The following is a 13,990-nucleotide window of genomic DNA, read 5'->3' as shown; positions in this document are numbered from 1 at the left end:
GCGTGGGGGAGCGGGCTGCCCTGGAGGTCTGGGGCGATCCGATCGCGCACAGCCGGTCGCCGCAGCTGCACGCCGCCGCGTACCGGGTGCTGGGCCTTCCCTGGACGTACGGGCGCCGCCAGGTCACGGAGCAGGGTTTCGCGGCCGAGCTCGCGCGCGCCCGTGACGCGGGCCTGCGCGGCCTGTCACTGACCATGCCGCTGAAGGGCGCCGGCTTCGCCGCCGCCACCTGGCTCGACCCGCGCGCACAGCTCACCGGCGCGGTGAACACGCTGCGACTGGACGGCGACGCCCTGCGCGGCTTCAACACCGACGTGGGCGGCATCGTGCGAGCCCTGCGCGAAGCCGGCATCGACGACCTCGACCGGGCCCGCATCGTGGGCGCCGGCGCGACGGCGACGTCGGCACTGGTGGCGCTCGAAGAGCTCGGCGCACGACACGTCGAGGTGGCGGCGCGCCGCCCTGCCGCGGTCGCGCCCATCCAGCAGCTGGGCGCTCGGCTCGGGATCGACGTGGTGCCGGTGCCACTCGAGACGCCGTCGCACGCGGGCGTGCCGGTGACGGTGGCGACCCTTCCGGGGGACGCCCGTGTCGCCGCGGCCTCCACGGAGGCCCTCGCGCAGGCGGGCGGGCTGCTGATGGACGTCGTGTACGGACACTGGCCGACCGCGTTGTCCGAGGCGTGGGAGCGGGCCGGACACCCCGCCCTCTCGGGCCAGGGGATGCTGCTGCATCAGGCGCTGCTGCAGGTGCGCGTCTTCGTCACCGGCGACACCGCCACGATGGTGCCGCGCGAGCCCGATGTGCTCGCCGCAATGCGCCTGGCGCTCGTGGGAGGATAGGCGAATGCTCCGCGTGCTCACGGCCGGCGAATCGCACGGCCCCGAACTCGTCGCCATCATGGAAGGCATGCCCGCCGGCGTGCCGGTCTCGCGCGACGCCATCCAAGCCGACCTCGCCCGCCGCAAGCTCGGCTACGGCCGCGGATCGCGCATGAAGTTCGAGCAGGACGAGCTCTCGATCTCCGCCGGCGTGCGTCACGGCACCACGATGGGAAGCCCCATTGCGCTGCGCATCGGCAACACCGAGTGGCCCAAGTGGGTCGAGGTGATGAGCCCCGAACCGGTGGAGCTCACCGACAAGTCCCGCGGCCGCAGCGCCCCGCTCACCCGGCCGCGGCCCGGCCACGCCGACCTCGTCGGCATGCAGAAGTACGACTTCGACGAGGCACGACCCATCCTCGAACGCGCGAGCGCCCGCGAGACCGCGGCACGCGTCGCGCTGGGAGCCGTCGCCCGGGCGTTCCTCGGCGAACTCGGCATCCGCCTCGTCAGCCACACCCTCTCGATCGGGCCCGTGCACGTCCCCGCCGGGGCGGCGCTTCCCACGCCCGACGACGTCGACCTGCTCGACGCCGATCCGCTGCGGTGCTTCGACGCGGCCACGAGCGCGGCGATGGTCGCGGAGGTGGATGACGCCCGCAAGGACGGCGACACCCTCGGCGGCATCGTGGAGGTGCTCGCCTACGGGCTGCCCCCGGGGCTCGGTTCGCACGTGCAGTGGGACCGCCGACTCGACGCCAAGCTCGCGCAGGCGCTGATGAGCATCCAGGCGATCAAGGGCGTCGAGGTGGGTGACGGCTTCGAGACCACCCGCCGCCGCGGTTCGGCCGCGCACGACGAGCTGTTCGCCACGGATGCCGGCATCGCCCGGTCCAGCGACCGCGCCGGCGGCACCGAGGGCGGCATGTCCACGGGCACCGTGCTGCGCGTCCGGGCCGGGATGAAGCCGATCGCGACGGTGCCGCACGCCCTCCGCACGGTCGACGTCGCCACCGGCGACACCGCCTCGGCCCACCACCAGCGGTCCGACGTCTGCGCCGTGCCGGCCGCGGGTGTGGTCGCCGAGGCGATGACGGCGATCGTGCTGGCCGAGGTGGTGCTGGAGAAGTTCGGCGGCGACAGCGTCGGCGAGACCCGCCGCAACCTGCAGTCCTACCTCGCCGCCATCCCGGCGACGCTGCGCACGACACACGCCAGCGACCCCTCGCTGACATGAGCGCGCTCGTCCTGATCGGCCCCATGGGCGCGGGCAAGACGAGCATCGGCCGACGCGTCGCCAAGGCCCTCGGCCTGCCGTTCACCGACACCGACGCGGCCATCGTGCGCGCGCACGGACCGATCGAGCACATCTTCGCCACGCACGGCGAGCCGCACTTCCGGGCCGTGGAGCGCGACGCGGTGGGGGCGGCGCTCGCCACCGGTGGCGTCGTCGCCCTCGGCGGCGGGGCGATCCTCGACCCCGACACCCGCGACGCCCTCACCGGCCATCGCGTCGTGCTGCTGACGGTCTCACCCGACACCATCGCCTCCCGCATCCGCGACACCACCCGACCCCTGCTGCAGGGGGAGGATGCCGTCGCCCGCTGGACCGAGATCTACCAGGCCAGGCGCAGCCTCTACGAGCAGGCGGCGGACGTGACCTTCGACACCTCGCGGGGCCCCCTGCAGGAGGTGGTCGACGCCGTCGCCCACTGGGCCGCGGCCACCGAATCCCCCAAGGAGCACGCATGACCGACACCACCACCATCTCGGTCACCGGCAGCGCCCCCCACGACATCCTGGTCGGCCGCGGCATCCTCTCCCAGCTGCCCGAACTGGTGCCGGCAGAGGCGAAGAAGGTGCTCGTGGTGCATCCCCCCACGCTGCGCGACGCCGCCGAGGCCCTGCGGCTGCAGCTCACCGACGCGCTCGGCGGCGGTCGGCAGGTGCTGCTGGCCGAGATCCCCGACGCCGAGGCGGGCAAGCGCATCGAGGTCGCCGCCTTCTGCTGGCAGGTGATGGGGCAGGCCGACTTCACCCGGACCGACGTCGTCATCGGGTTCGGCGGGGGAGCGGTGACCGACCTCGCCGGGTTCGTCGCGGCCACATGGCTCCGCGGTGTGAAGGTGATCCTGGTGCCCACGACGGTGCTCGGCATGGTCGACGCCGCCGTCGGCGGCAAGACGGGCGTCAACACCGCAGAGGGGAAGAACCTCGTGGGCGCGTTCTGGGCGCCGCATGCCGTGCTCTGCGATCTCGAGATGCTCGACTCCCTGGGCGCGAACGAGCGCATCGCCGGCTACGCCGAGGTGGTCAAGGCCGGATTCATCTGGGCACCCGAGATCCTCGACCTCATCGAAGCGGATCCCGTCGCCGCCGTGGACCCGTCATCCCCGGCTTTCCGGCGCACGATGGAGCTCGCCATCGACATGAAGGCGCGCGTGGTCAGCGAGGACTTCCGCGAAGCGGGGCTGCGCGAGATCCTCAACTACGGCCACACGCTGGGTCACGCCATCGAGCACGCGGAGCGCTACCAGTGGCGCCACGGCGCGGCGGTGTCGGTCGGCATGATGTTCGCCGCCGAGCTGTCCCGCCTGGCCGGCCGGCTGCCGGATGCCGCGGCGCAGCGTCACCGCGACGTCCTCGAGACGCTGGGGCTGCCCCTCAGCTATCGTCCCGGCGCGTGGCCGCAGCTGCTGGCGACGATGCAGCGCGACAAGAAGACCCGCGGCGGCATGCTGCGCTTCATCGTGCTGGATGACATCGCCCGCCCGACGGTGCTGCAGGCGCCCGACGAGTCGCTGCTCTTCGCGGCGTACCAGGAGCTCTCCGAGTGACGCCGGCATCCGACCCTCGCCTGTCGGTTCGTCGCATCCGCGCTGACGAATGGCGAGAGGTGCGTGCGCTGCGGCTGGCTGCCACGGCAGACCCCGATGCGGCGATCGCGTTCCTCGAGAGCCACGCCACGACGGCCGCGCGCAGCGACGCCTTCTGGCAGTCGCGCACCGAGGATGCCGCGCTCGGCGAGACCGCCGCCCAGTTCATCGCGATCCTCGACGACGAACCGGTGGGAAGCGCCGTCGTGCTCGTACGGGCCACCGGTCAGACCGATCACCTGGGCCGATTCGTCGACGACCGACGCGCCGATGTGGTGGGCGTGTGGGTGCGGCCGGACAGCCGCGGCTCCGGCGCGATCGATCTGCTGCTGGACGCGGCCGCCCAGTGGGCGCAATCGGCGGGGCTCAGCCGCGTGCACCTGGACGTGCACCGCGACAACACGCGCGCCCAGGCCGCCTACCGGCGGGCCGGCTTCCTCCCCACCGGGGAGACCCTCGACGGGCCGATCGGACCCGAGATCGTCATGGCCCGGGACCTGCCGGGCACCGGCGACCACCGCTGACACCGGCGAGACACCTCCCCGGCACAGGAAGACTCACCGACACAGGACGTCCCGACGGCGTGCGACCTGTGCCGGTGAGATCTCCTGTCTGCGGGAGACAGGAAGGACGCGGATTCCGGGAACGGATGCTGCCGACGATAGGGTGCCAGGGTGAGCACGCCCCGCCGCCTCCTGCTGGTCAACGGCCCGAACCTGAACCTCCTCGGCATCCGCGAACCCGACGTCTACGGCCGGGACACGCTGGCCGACGTCGAGCGCATCGTGTCCGAGACCGCCGCCCGCCGCGGCTTCGAGGTGCGGGCGGTGCAGAGCAACCACGAGGGCGTGCTGCTCGACGCCATCCACGCCGCCCACGACGACTGCGCCGGCATCGTCATCAACCCCGGCGGGCTGTCGCACACCTCGGTGGTGCTGCGCGACGCGCTGGCCGGGGTCGCGCTGCCCGTGGCCGAGGTTCACATCTCCGACGTGCAGGCGCGCGAACCCTTCCGCCACCGCTCCTACATCGCGGATGTGGCCGTCGTCCACGTCACGGGGGAGGGTGTGGCCGGGTACGCGAAGGCGACCGCCCTGCTGCTGGATGTCATCACCGGCAACGCCGACGCCTGAGACGATCCCCGACGTCATCCCGTAGAATCGAACGCCGGGCCCGCGCGCAGCGCCCGACACCCTCACACGAAACGGACTCCCTTCTCCCATGGCATCCACCGCAGACATCAAGAACGGCGTCGTCCTCAGCATCGACGGCCAGCTTTGGAACGTCATCGAGTTCCAGCATGTCAAGCCGGGCAAGGGAGGCGCCTTCGTGCGCACCAAGCTCAAGAACGTCGTGTCCGGCAAGACCGTCGACCGCACGTACAACGCGGGCGCGAAGATCGAGATCGAGAACGTCGACCGACGCGATTTCACCTACCTGTACAACGACGGCGACAGCTACGTGTTCATGGACGTGGCCGACTACGACCAGCTCAGCGTGCCGGCCGCCACCGTCGGCGACGCGAAGAACTTCCTGCTCGAGAACCAGCAGGTGCAGATCGCGATGAACAACGGCAACCCGCTGTACGTCGAGCTCCCCGCGTCGGTCGTGCTGGAGATCACCTACACCGAGCCGGGCCTGCAGGGCGACCGCTCATCGGCCGGCACCAAGGCCGCGACCGTCGAGACGGGGTACGAGATCCAGGTTCCGCTGTTCGTCGAGCAGGGCACGAAGGTCAAGGTCGACACCCGTACGGGCGACTACCTCGGCCGCGTCAACTGAGCGGGGCACCGCCCTTTCATGAGTGCCCGCAGCAAGGCGCGCAAGCGCGCCCTCGACATCCTCTACCAGTCCGACGTGCGCGGTGACGACCTCGGAGTGACCCTGGCCGCCGAGGCCAAGCGCGCCGCGAACGAGCCGTCCCGCGAGACGTCATGGCTCTATGCCCGCGAGATCGTCGACGGTGTGATCGACAACCGCGACGAGATCGACGAGCAGATCACCGGCGTCTCCAAGGACTGGGTCCTGAACCGCATGCCGGCCGTCGACCGCGCCATCCTGCGGATGGCCACGTGGGAGATCCTGCACAACGACGAGGTCCCCGCCGCGGTCGCCATCGACGAGGCCGTGGAACTGGCCAAGGAATACTCCACCGACGATTCGGGCGCATTCGTGCACGGCGTGCTCGGCCGCATCGCCCGCGCATCCTGACCCCGCTGCGGCGGTGTCCGCGGGTGCCGGGAGAATGAAGCCCGTGGACCCGTCCTCGCCCGACTGGCGCGCCGTGCTCGCGACGCCCGGCAGGCTCGGCGCCGCGCCGCCCCTGGCGCTCGGCGTCGAGCTGCGCCAGCGCGCGCGCCGCGACGGCTCGCCGTGGAGCGCACCCCGCTGGCAGACGGCGACGTCGCGCGACCTGCACGCGTTCGGCGCCGACGTCGCCGTCGGACTGCGCCCGCTCGTGCGCAGCGACCGCTCGGACACCTGGATCAAGGGCCGCGCCTCGTGGGATGCGCTGCGTCGCCCCGGCCACGGCTACGACCCCGCGCAGGCACGCTGGTTCGTCGAGCTGTACAGCATCGTCCGTGATGCCCGCACGCTCGGCACCCTGCCCGACGGGTCGGAGTGGCTGCTGACCGACGAGGTCGAATCGGGGCTCTTCTGGCCTCACCTGCGCGACGCGCAGGCACTCGGCATCCCGATGCGCTCGACCAAGCCGCAGCAGACGGTGACCGTCGCCGAGAGCGCCTCCGCCTCGCTGCGGGCCGAGCGCGCCGGCGAAGGCCTCGCCCTCGTCGCCCACGTCACCATCGACGGCGACGATGTCGGCCCGGCCGAGGTGCGCCCGCTCGGCGCCGTCGGCCTCTATCGCTTCGCTCCCTCCGGCGAGCGCATCGACGTGACCCTGGCCGCGGCAGCAGTCCCCGAACCCGTCCGCGCGGTGCTGCGCGCCCGCACCCCGGTCGTGGTGCCACCGGACGAGAGCGACGAGTTCCTGCGCGATCACCTGCCCCGGCTCACCCGGCACACCCCGGTGGCCCTCGGCACGGGTGTGACGGCGCCGCCTGCCGCCCCGCCGCGACTGCACCTGGCGGTGGCGTTCGCGCCCCGCGACAGGGTGGACATCACCTGGTCATGGCACTACGCGGGCGTCCCACCCGCCCCCTTCACGGCGCCGCCCGCCGCCGACCGCGACGGCGACTTCGAAGCCGGTGTGCGTCAGGCGGTCGAGGACGCCTGGAACGGCGCCGGCGACCTGGCGTTCGCCGCCGATGCGGCGTTCACGGGAGCGGATGCCGCGCAGTTCGCACACGCCGTGCTGCCGCGCCTCGAGCAGCTTGACGACGTCGAGGTGGAGGTGACCGGCATCCGCCGTTCCTACCGGGAGCTCACCGGCATCCCGGAGATCACCGTCACCACTGTCGAGACCACGGATGCCGACTGGTTCGAGCTCGGCATCCTCGTCACGATCGACGGGCGCCGTATCCCGTTCGCGCCGCTGCTGCGGGCCCTCACCCTGCGCCGCAGCAAGATGCTGCTGAGCGACGGCGGCTACTTCTCGCTCGCCCACCCTGCGCTCGATCGCCTCCGCGAGCTGGTGGACGAGGCGGCGGAACTCGACGAGTGGGAGACCGGCGCCCGCATCAGCCGGTACCAGAGCGCCCTGTGGTCGGACTTCGAGGATCTCGCCGACCAGGCAGAGCCCGCCGTGACCTGGCGCGCGGCGGTCGATGGCCTGCGCGGGCAGGGCGGTGTCGAGCCCACCCCGGTGCCGGCCGCGCGGCGGGCAGAACTGCGGCCGTACCAGCGCAGCGGGTTCGACTGGCTCGCGTTCCTCTGGCGGCAGCGCCTGGGCGGCATCCTCGCCGACGACATGGGACTCGGAAAGACCGTGCAGGCGCTCGCCCTGATCGCGCACACTCGGGAGACGGGGGAGCGACGGCCGTTCCTGGTGGTGGCGCCGACGTCGGTGCTGGCGACCTGGCAGAGCGAGGCGGAGCGGTTCACCCCGGGACTGGTCGTGCGGACGATCGACGTCAGCGCAGCCAGGCGCGACGCCGACGTCGCCGCCCTCGCTGTGGGCGCGGACATCGTCGTGACCTCCTACACGCTGCTGCGCCTGGATGAGCACGAGTACGGGGCGGTCGAGTGGGCCGGCCTCCTGCTCGACGAGGCGCAGTTCGTGAAGAACCCGGCCACGAAGCTCCACCGGATCGTGCGGACCCTGCGCGCGGACGTCACCTTCGCCATCACCGGAACGCCGCTGGAGAACAGCCTCAGCGAACTGCACGCCCTGCTGTCGCTGACCTCGCCCGGGCTCTTCCCGTCGGCGCAGCGCTTCCGCACCGAGTACATCAAACCCATCGAGCAGGGCAAGACGCCCGAGAACGCCGAAGGCGGGCCCTACCGTGCGCGCCGCCTGGAGCGGCTGCGCCGTCGCATCCGCCCCTTCGTCCTGCGCCGTACGAAGGAACTGGTTGCCCCCGACCTGCCTCCCAAGCAGGAGCAGGAGCTGCGGGTGCGCCTCGGCGACGACCACCGGGCCCTGTACGACACCGTGCTGCAGCGGGAGCGGCAGAAGGTGCTCGGGCTGCTGCACGACCTCGACCGCAACCGCTTCATCGTCTTCCGCTCGCTGACGCTGCTGCGCATGCTGAGCCTGTCGCCCGCCCTGATCGACGGTCGCCACGCGCGCATTGCCTCCGCCAAGCTCGACGCCCTCGTCGAGCACCTCACCGAGCTCGCCGCGGAGGGGCACCGCGCGCTGGTCTTCAGTCAGTTCACCTCGTTCCTCGATCTGGCAGAGCGCCGGCTGGAATCCGCCGGCATCCCGTACGCCCGGCTCGACGGGTCCACCCGTCGCCGGCAGGACGTCGTCGCGGGGTTCCGTGACGGCGATGCGCCGGTGTTCCTCATCAGTCTGAAAGCCGGCGGTTTCGGGTTGACCCTCACCGAAGCCGACTACGTGTTCCTCCTGGATCCGTGGTGGAACCCCGCGGCCGAGACCCAGGCCGTCGACCGCACGCACCGCATCGGGCAGACGCGCCCGGTGAACGTGTACCGACTGGTCGCCGATGGCACGATCGAGCAGAAGGTGATGGCCCTGCAGGAGCGCAAGGCGCGGCTGTTCCAGTCGGTCCTGGACGCGGACGACCTGTTCTCGCACGAGCTCGACGCCGACGACATCCGGGCGCTGTTCGACCTCTGAGACGCGTTTGTCACGGCGTCGCGGCCCGACCCCCGCGAGGTCACGACGTAGACTCGGGAACTGTTCGACACGGGAGGAATCCATGCGCATCACGGGGCTCGGCCACGCCGGCATGTTCATCGAGACGGCAGGAGGCACCATCCTCTGCGACCCGGTGATCAAGTCGTCGTTCTACGGTTCGTGGTTCGTCTTCCCCGACAACCGCGCCCTCGACTGGGAACGCTTCGGCAACGCCGACTTCCTGTACATCTCGCACCGCCACCGTGACCACTTCGACCCCTGGATGCTGGAGAAGTACGTCCGCAAGGACATCGAGGTGCTGCTTCCGGACTACCCGACGGACGACCTCGAGAACGACCTGCGAGGGCTCGGCTACGAAAACATCACGTACACCCAGGCGGGGGAGATCATCGAGCGCGGACCGCTGCGCCTCATGATCACGCCGCTGCGCGCACCCAGCGACGGCCCCATCGGCGACTCGTCGCTTTCGGTCGACGACGGGACCGCGTCGATCCTGAACCAGAACGACTCGCATCCGCTGGACCTCGAGAAGCTGCTGAGCTTCGGCAAGCCCGAGGCCTACTTCACGCAGTTCTCCGGAGCCATCTGGTGGCCCATGGTCTACGACCTGCCGGACGAGGCGAAGGTCAACTTCGCCCACCTCAAGCGCGAGGCCCAGCACAAGCGGGCGATGTTCTACATCGAGAAGGTCGACGCGCCCCATGTGTACCCTATGGCCGGCCCGCCGATGTTCCTGCGCGACGAGCTTTTCCGCTACAACGGGCTCGGCCAGGAGAACGACTCGATCTTCACCGACCAGGCTCAGTTCCTCGCCAGGATGAAGGAAGAGGCCCCGAAGTACGACGGTCACGTCTTCATCCCGGGCACCGTCGTCACGATCGAAGACGGCCGGCAGACGGTCGAGCAGACGCTGTACTCCGAGGCCGAGATCGAGCGGATCTTCTCCGACAAGTGGTCGTACCTCGAGGAGCAGCGCGCGAGCCGGCAGGACGAGATCCGCGCCGAAGAGGCCTCGCGCGCGCCCGTGCTGCCGCCGGCCGAGATGCTCGCCGAGCTGAAGGCCTGGTGGGAGCCACTGCTGCGGCGCGGACGCATCTTCCGCGAGGGCGTCGGGGGACCGGTGCGCATGACGATCGGTGAGCTCGACCTCTGCATCGACTTCCCCAAGGCCAAGGTGCGGGAGTACGCGGGGGAGGAGACCAACTACTGGTTCACCATCCCCGCCGACCTCGTCTCCACGAACATCGCCGAGCGCGAGATCGACTGGTCGAACTCGATCTTCCTGTCGATGCAGTTCCAGGCCGGTCGCGTCGGCAAGTTCAACGAGTTCATCTACACCTTCTTCAAGTGCCTCTCCCGCGACCGCATCGAGTACGTCGAGAACTGGTACGCCGAGCAGTCCGACGTCTCCGAGGACATCCAGCTCGACGACTGGACCGTGCAGCGCCGCTGCCCGCACCTGCGCGCCGACCTGTCCAAGACCGGCAAGATCGAGGGCGACGTGCTCACCTGTTCGCTCCACGACTGGAAGTGGGACCTGAAGACGGGCAAGTGCCTGTCGACCCTCGGGCACCCGATCCGCGCCAGCCAGGTCGAGGACGAACTGCACCGCGCCGCCGCGAGCCCCGCCGCCTGAGCGCGCCGTCGTCGTTCCGGCTCCCGGGCCGGTAGGCTGAGCGGGCACACCCAGCAACCTTTAACACCGTCCTGTGAGGCGGAGAAGGGAGCGGCGGATGAGCACGCGCACCGTGCTGCACGACGCCGATATCGCCCGAGCACTGACCCGGATCTCGCACGAGATCCTCGAGTCCAACCGGGGGTCGGACGATCTCGTGATCCTCGGCATCCCGACCCGCGGTGTCACTCTCGCGGAACGCATCGGCACTCTCGTCAGCGAGTTCTCCGGCCGCAGCATTCCGGTCGGGGCGCTGGACGTCACGATGTACCGGGACGACCTGCACCGCAACCCGACGCGGGCGCCGCACCCCACCGCCATCCCCGCGGGCGGCATCGACGGCAAGACCGTGGTGCTGGTGGACGACGTGCTGTTCTCGGGCCGCAGCATCCGCGCCGCCCTCGACGCGCTGCAGGACATCGGGCGCCCCGCCGCCGTGCGCCTGGCGATCCTCGTCGACCGCGGCCACCGCGAGCTGCCGATCCGGCCGGACTTCGTCGGCAAGAACCTCCCCAGCGCCCGCGACGAGCGGGTCAACGTGCGCCTCGCCGAGGTCGACGGCGTCGAGGAGGTGACGATCGGATCATGAGGCACCTGCTCGACACCCGCACCCTCAGCCGCGACGACGCGCTGCAGATCCTCGACGTCGCCGAAGACATGGCCGACACCCAGCAGCGAGAGGTCAAGAAGCTGCCGACGCTGCGCGGCAAGACCGTGGTGAACCTCTTCTTCGAGGACTCCACACGCACCCGCATCTCGTTCGAGGCCGCCGCCAAGCGACTCTCGGCCGACGTCATCAACTTCTCCGCGAAAGGCTCGTCGGTGTCGAAGGGAGAATCCCTTCAGGACACCGCCCAGACACTGCAGGCGATGGGGGCGGATGCCGTCGTCATCCGCCACGGTGCGTCCGGCGCCCCGCAGACCCTCGCCACGAGCGGCTGGATCACCGCCGGAGTGGTCAACGCCGGCGATGGAACGCACGAGCACCCCACCCAGGCCCTGCTGGACGCCTTCACGATCCGCAAGCGCTTCTTCGCCGGCGACAGCCGTGGCCGGGACCTGGCGGGGCTCCGCGTCGTGATCGTCGGCGACATCCTCCACTCCCGCGTCGCGCGCTCGAACGTGTGGCTGCTGACCACCCTCGGCGCCCAGGTGACGCTGGTCGCGCCGCCGACCCTGGTTCCGCAGGACGTCTCGGCGTGGCCGGTGCACGTGCGCTACGACCTGGACGACGCACTGGACGAGGGTGTCGACGCGCTGATGATGCTGCGGATTCAGCTGGAGCGCATGGGCGCGGCCTATTTCCCGACTGAACGGGAGTATTCCCGCCGGTGGGGTCTGGACGCCGGGCGTTTGGGGCGTCTCGCGCCCGATAGCATTGTCATGCACCCCGGTCCCATGAACCGGGGTCTGGAGATCTCCGCCGACGCCGCCGATTCGCCCCGCTCGACCGTGCTCGAACAGGTGACGAACGGCGTGTCCGTGCGGATGGCCGCCCTTTACCTGCTGCTGGCGGGGGAGCGCGCACGAGCAGGAGAGGACGGACGATGAGCGAGAGCCTCCTCATCCGCGGCGCACGCATCCACGACGGAGCGGGCGACCACCGCACCGCCGATCTCGTGGTCGCCGACGGGCGCATCGCCGAGGTGGGCACGGGACTCAGCCGTGCCGGGGCCACCGTGATCGACGCCGACGGGCTGATCGCCCTCCCCGGGCTGGTCGACCTGCACACCCACCTGCGCGAGCCCGGCTACGAGGCGTCCGAGACGATCCTCACCGGCTCCCGCGCCGCTGCCGCCGGCGGCTACACCGCGGTGTTCGCCATGCCCAACACGTCCCCCGTCGCCGACACCGCGGGCGTCGTCGAGCAGGAGCTCGCCCTCGGCGAGGCCGCCGGATACGTCACCGTGCAGCCCATCGGGGCCGTGACGGTCGGACAGAAGGGCGAGCGACTCGCGGAACTGGGGGCGATGGCATCCTCCCGCGCACAGGTCCGCGTCTTCAGCGACGACGGCTTCTGTGTCTGGGATCCGCTCATCATGCGGCGGGCGCTGGAGTACGTGAAGGCCTTCGACGGGGTCATCGCACAGCATGCGCAGGACCCGCGGCTGACCGAGGGCGCCCAGATGAACGAGGGCACCGTCTCGGCCGAGCTGGGGCTCGCCGGCTGGCCGGCCGTCGCCGAGGAGTCGATCATCGCCCGCGACGTGCTGCTGGCCGAGCACGTCGGCTCCCGCCTGCACGTCTGCCACCTGTCCACCGCGGGGTCGGTGGACATCATCCGCTGGGCGAAGAAGCGCGGCATCGCCGTGACCGCCGAAGTCACCCCGCACCACCTGCTGCTCGACGAGGAGCTCGTGCGCGGCTACGACGCACGCTTCAAGGTCAACCCGCCGCTGCGGCGGGCGGAGGACGTGCAGGCCGTGCGCGAGGGTCTGGCCGACGGCACGATCGACATCGTCGCGACCGACCACGCCCCGCACCCTGCAGAGGCCAAGGCCTGCGAATGGCCTGCGGCCGCCAACGGCATGGTGGGGCTCGAAAGCGCCCTGCGCGTCGTGCAGCAGGCGATGGTCGAGACGGGGCTCATCGGCTGGAACGACGTCGCGCGCGTCATGTCGACCACCCCGGCCCGCATCGGCCGGCTCGCCGGTCATGGCACGCCGCTCGCGGCGGGCGAGGCCGCGTCGCTGACGCTCTACGACCCCGCCCCGGTGCGCCCCTTCGGTCGCGACGACCTGCGCGGACGCAGCGCGAACTCGCCCTACCTGGGTCGCGAGCTTCCCGGCGAGGTGCGCTGGACGCTGCACCGGGGCCGCGCGACGGTCGCCGACGGCGCGCTGCGCGAGATGACGGAGGCATCGGCATGACCCGCGAGACCGCACTGCTGATCATCGTGGCCGTGGCGATCGGCCTCTTGGGTCTGGTCGCCTGGGGCTGGAAACGACGATCCCGCCGCGACGCCGGCTTCGCGCCGCCCGTGGGAGAGATCCCCGCCGGCGCCACCGTCATCGGCGTCTTCCCGGCGCTGTACGTCGCCACCACCCGCCACGGGGAGCCGCTCGAGCGGCTCGCCATCCGCGGCCTCGGCTTCCGATCCAAGGCCGACGTCACCGTGACGGATGCCGGTGTGGCCCTGGACCTCGTCGGGCAGTCGCGCCTGTTCATCGACCGCGCCCGCATCAACGGCGTCGCACAGGCCACCGTCGCGATCGACCGCGTCGTCGAGCGCGACGGCCTGGCGCGACTGGACTGGCAGATCCCCACCGCCGACGGCGACGAGATCGTCGTCGACTCCTACTTCCGACCCCAGGAGACCTCCGCGCGCGCGCTCGTCGACGCGCTGCGGCAGATCCCCGACTCCGCTCCCACGACAGGAGACCCCGCGTGA

Annotated in this window: 14 protein-coding genes; all 14 read left to right on the top strand. The window is 71.1% G+C overall.

The window, feature by feature from the left end:
• Positions 1 to 2 precede the first annotated feature (2 nt).
• Positions 3 to 842: a shikimate dehydrogenase family protein gene (locus QNO14_RS06270; RefSeq protein ID WP_257505996.1), complete on the top strand. Its 840-nt coding sequence runs from the start codon at positions 3 to 5 to the stop codon at positions 840 to 842.
• A gap of 4 nt (positions 843 to 846) precedes the next feature.
• Complete coding sequence (aroC, locus tag QNO14_RS06265) at positions 847 to 2,058, top strand: chorismate synthase (RefSeq protein ID WP_257505995.1); 1,212 nt, start codon at positions 847 to 849, stop codon at positions 2,056 to 2,058.
• On the top strand, positions 2,055 to 2,573 hold the full coding sequence (locus QNO14_RS06260) for a shikimate kinase (RefSeq protein ID WP_257505994.1): 519 nt from the start codon (positions 2,055 to 2,057) through the stop codon (positions 2,571 to 2,573). The genes aroC and QNO14_RS06260 overlap by 4 nt, the downstream gene beginning before the upstream one ends.
• Positions 2,570 to 3,658: a 3-dehydroquinate synthase gene (gene aroB, locus QNO14_RS06255; RefSeq protein WP_257505993.1), complete on the top strand. Its 1,089-nt coding sequence runs from the start codon at positions 2,570 to 2,572 to the stop codon at positions 3,656 to 3,658. The genes QNO14_RS06260 and aroB overlap by 4 nt, the downstream gene beginning before the upstream one ends.
• A complete protein-coding gene (locus tag QNO14_RS06250; RefSeq protein ID WP_257493572.1) occupies positions 3,655 to 4,221 on the top strand; it encodes a GNAT family N-acetyltransferase in 567 nt (188 codons plus the stop codon). Before aroB ends, QNO14_RS06250 begins: the two co-directional genes overlap by 4 nt.
• Positions 4,222 to 4,371: 150 nt before the next feature.
• Positions 4,372 to 4,830, top strand: a complete 459-nt coding sequence (locus QNO14_RS06245; RefSeq protein WP_257505992.1) for a type II 3-dehydroquinate dehydratase — start codon at positions 4,372 to 4,374, stop codon at positions 4,828 to 4,830.
• A gap of 88 nt (positions 4,831 to 4,918) precedes the next feature.
• Positions 4,919 to 5,479 (top strand): elongation factor P, encoded by a 561-nt coding sequence (efp, locus tag QNO14_RS06240; RefSeq protein ID WP_257493574.1) that lies wholly within the window; start codon positions 4,919 to 4,921, stop codon positions 5,477 to 5,479.
• A gap of 18 nt (positions 5,480 to 5,497) precedes the next feature.
• On the top strand, positions 5,498 to 5,908 hold the full coding sequence (gene nusB / locus QNO14_RS06235; protein WP_257505991.1) for a transcription antitermination factor NusB: 411 nt from the start codon (positions 5,498 to 5,500) through the stop codon (positions 5,906 to 5,908).
• Positions 5,909 to 5,942: 34 nt separating this feature from the next.
• Positions 5,943 to 8,903: a DEAD/DEAH box helicase gene (locus tag QNO14_RS06230; protein ID WP_257505990.1), complete on the top strand. Its 2,961-nt coding sequence runs from the start codon at positions 5,943 to 5,945 to the stop codon at positions 8,901 to 8,903.
• 82 nt (positions 8,904 to 8,985) lie between these two features.
• Complete coding sequence (locus tag QNO14_RS06225) at positions 8,986 to 10,560, top strand: Rieske 2Fe-2S domain-containing protein (protein WP_257505989.1); 1,575 nt, start codon at positions 8,986 to 8,988, stop codon at positions 10,558 to 10,560.
• A 97-nt stretch (positions 10,561 to 10,657) separates the two neighbouring features.
• Positions 10,658 to 11,188 carry a bifunctional pyr operon transcriptional regulator/uracil phosphoribosyltransferase PyrR gene (pyrR, locus tag QNO14_RS06220; RefSeq protein WP_257493578.1) on the top strand — a complete coding sequence of 177 codons (531 nt, stop codon included), beginning with the start codon at positions 10,658 to 10,660 and terminating at the stop codon, positions 11,186 to 11,188.
• On the top strand, positions 11,185 to 12,150 hold the full coding sequence (locus QNO14_RS06215; protein ID WP_257493580.1) for an aspartate carbamoyltransferase catalytic subunit: 966 nt from the start codon (positions 11,185 to 11,187) through the stop codon (positions 12,148 to 12,150). The genes pyrR and QNO14_RS06215 overlap by 4 nt, the downstream gene beginning before the upstream one ends.
• On the top strand, positions 12,147 to 13,469 hold the full coding sequence (locus QNO14_RS06210) for a dihydroorotase (protein ID WP_257505988.1): 1,323 nt from the start codon (positions 12,147 to 12,149) through the stop codon (positions 13,467 to 13,469). Before QNO14_RS06215 ends, QNO14_RS06210 begins: the two co-directional genes overlap by 4 nt.
• Positions 13,466 to 13,990 carry a PH-like domain-containing protein gene (locus QNO14_RS06205; RefSeq protein ID WP_257505987.1) on the top strand — a complete coding sequence of 175 codons (525 nt, stop codon included), beginning with the start codon at positions 13,466 to 13,468 and terminating at the stop codon, positions 13,988 to 13,990. Before QNO14_RS06210 ends, QNO14_RS06205 begins: the two co-directional genes overlap by 4 nt.

Source organism: Microbacterium sp. zg-Y625, assembly GCF_030246925.1.
Lineage (GTDB): Bacteria > Actinomycetota > Actinomycetes > Actinomycetales > Microbacteriaceae > Microbacterium > Microbacterium jiangjiandongii.
The sequence above is the reverse complement of the archived record's forward strand: the minus strand, read 5'-3'. Positions and strand labels throughout refer to the sequence as shown.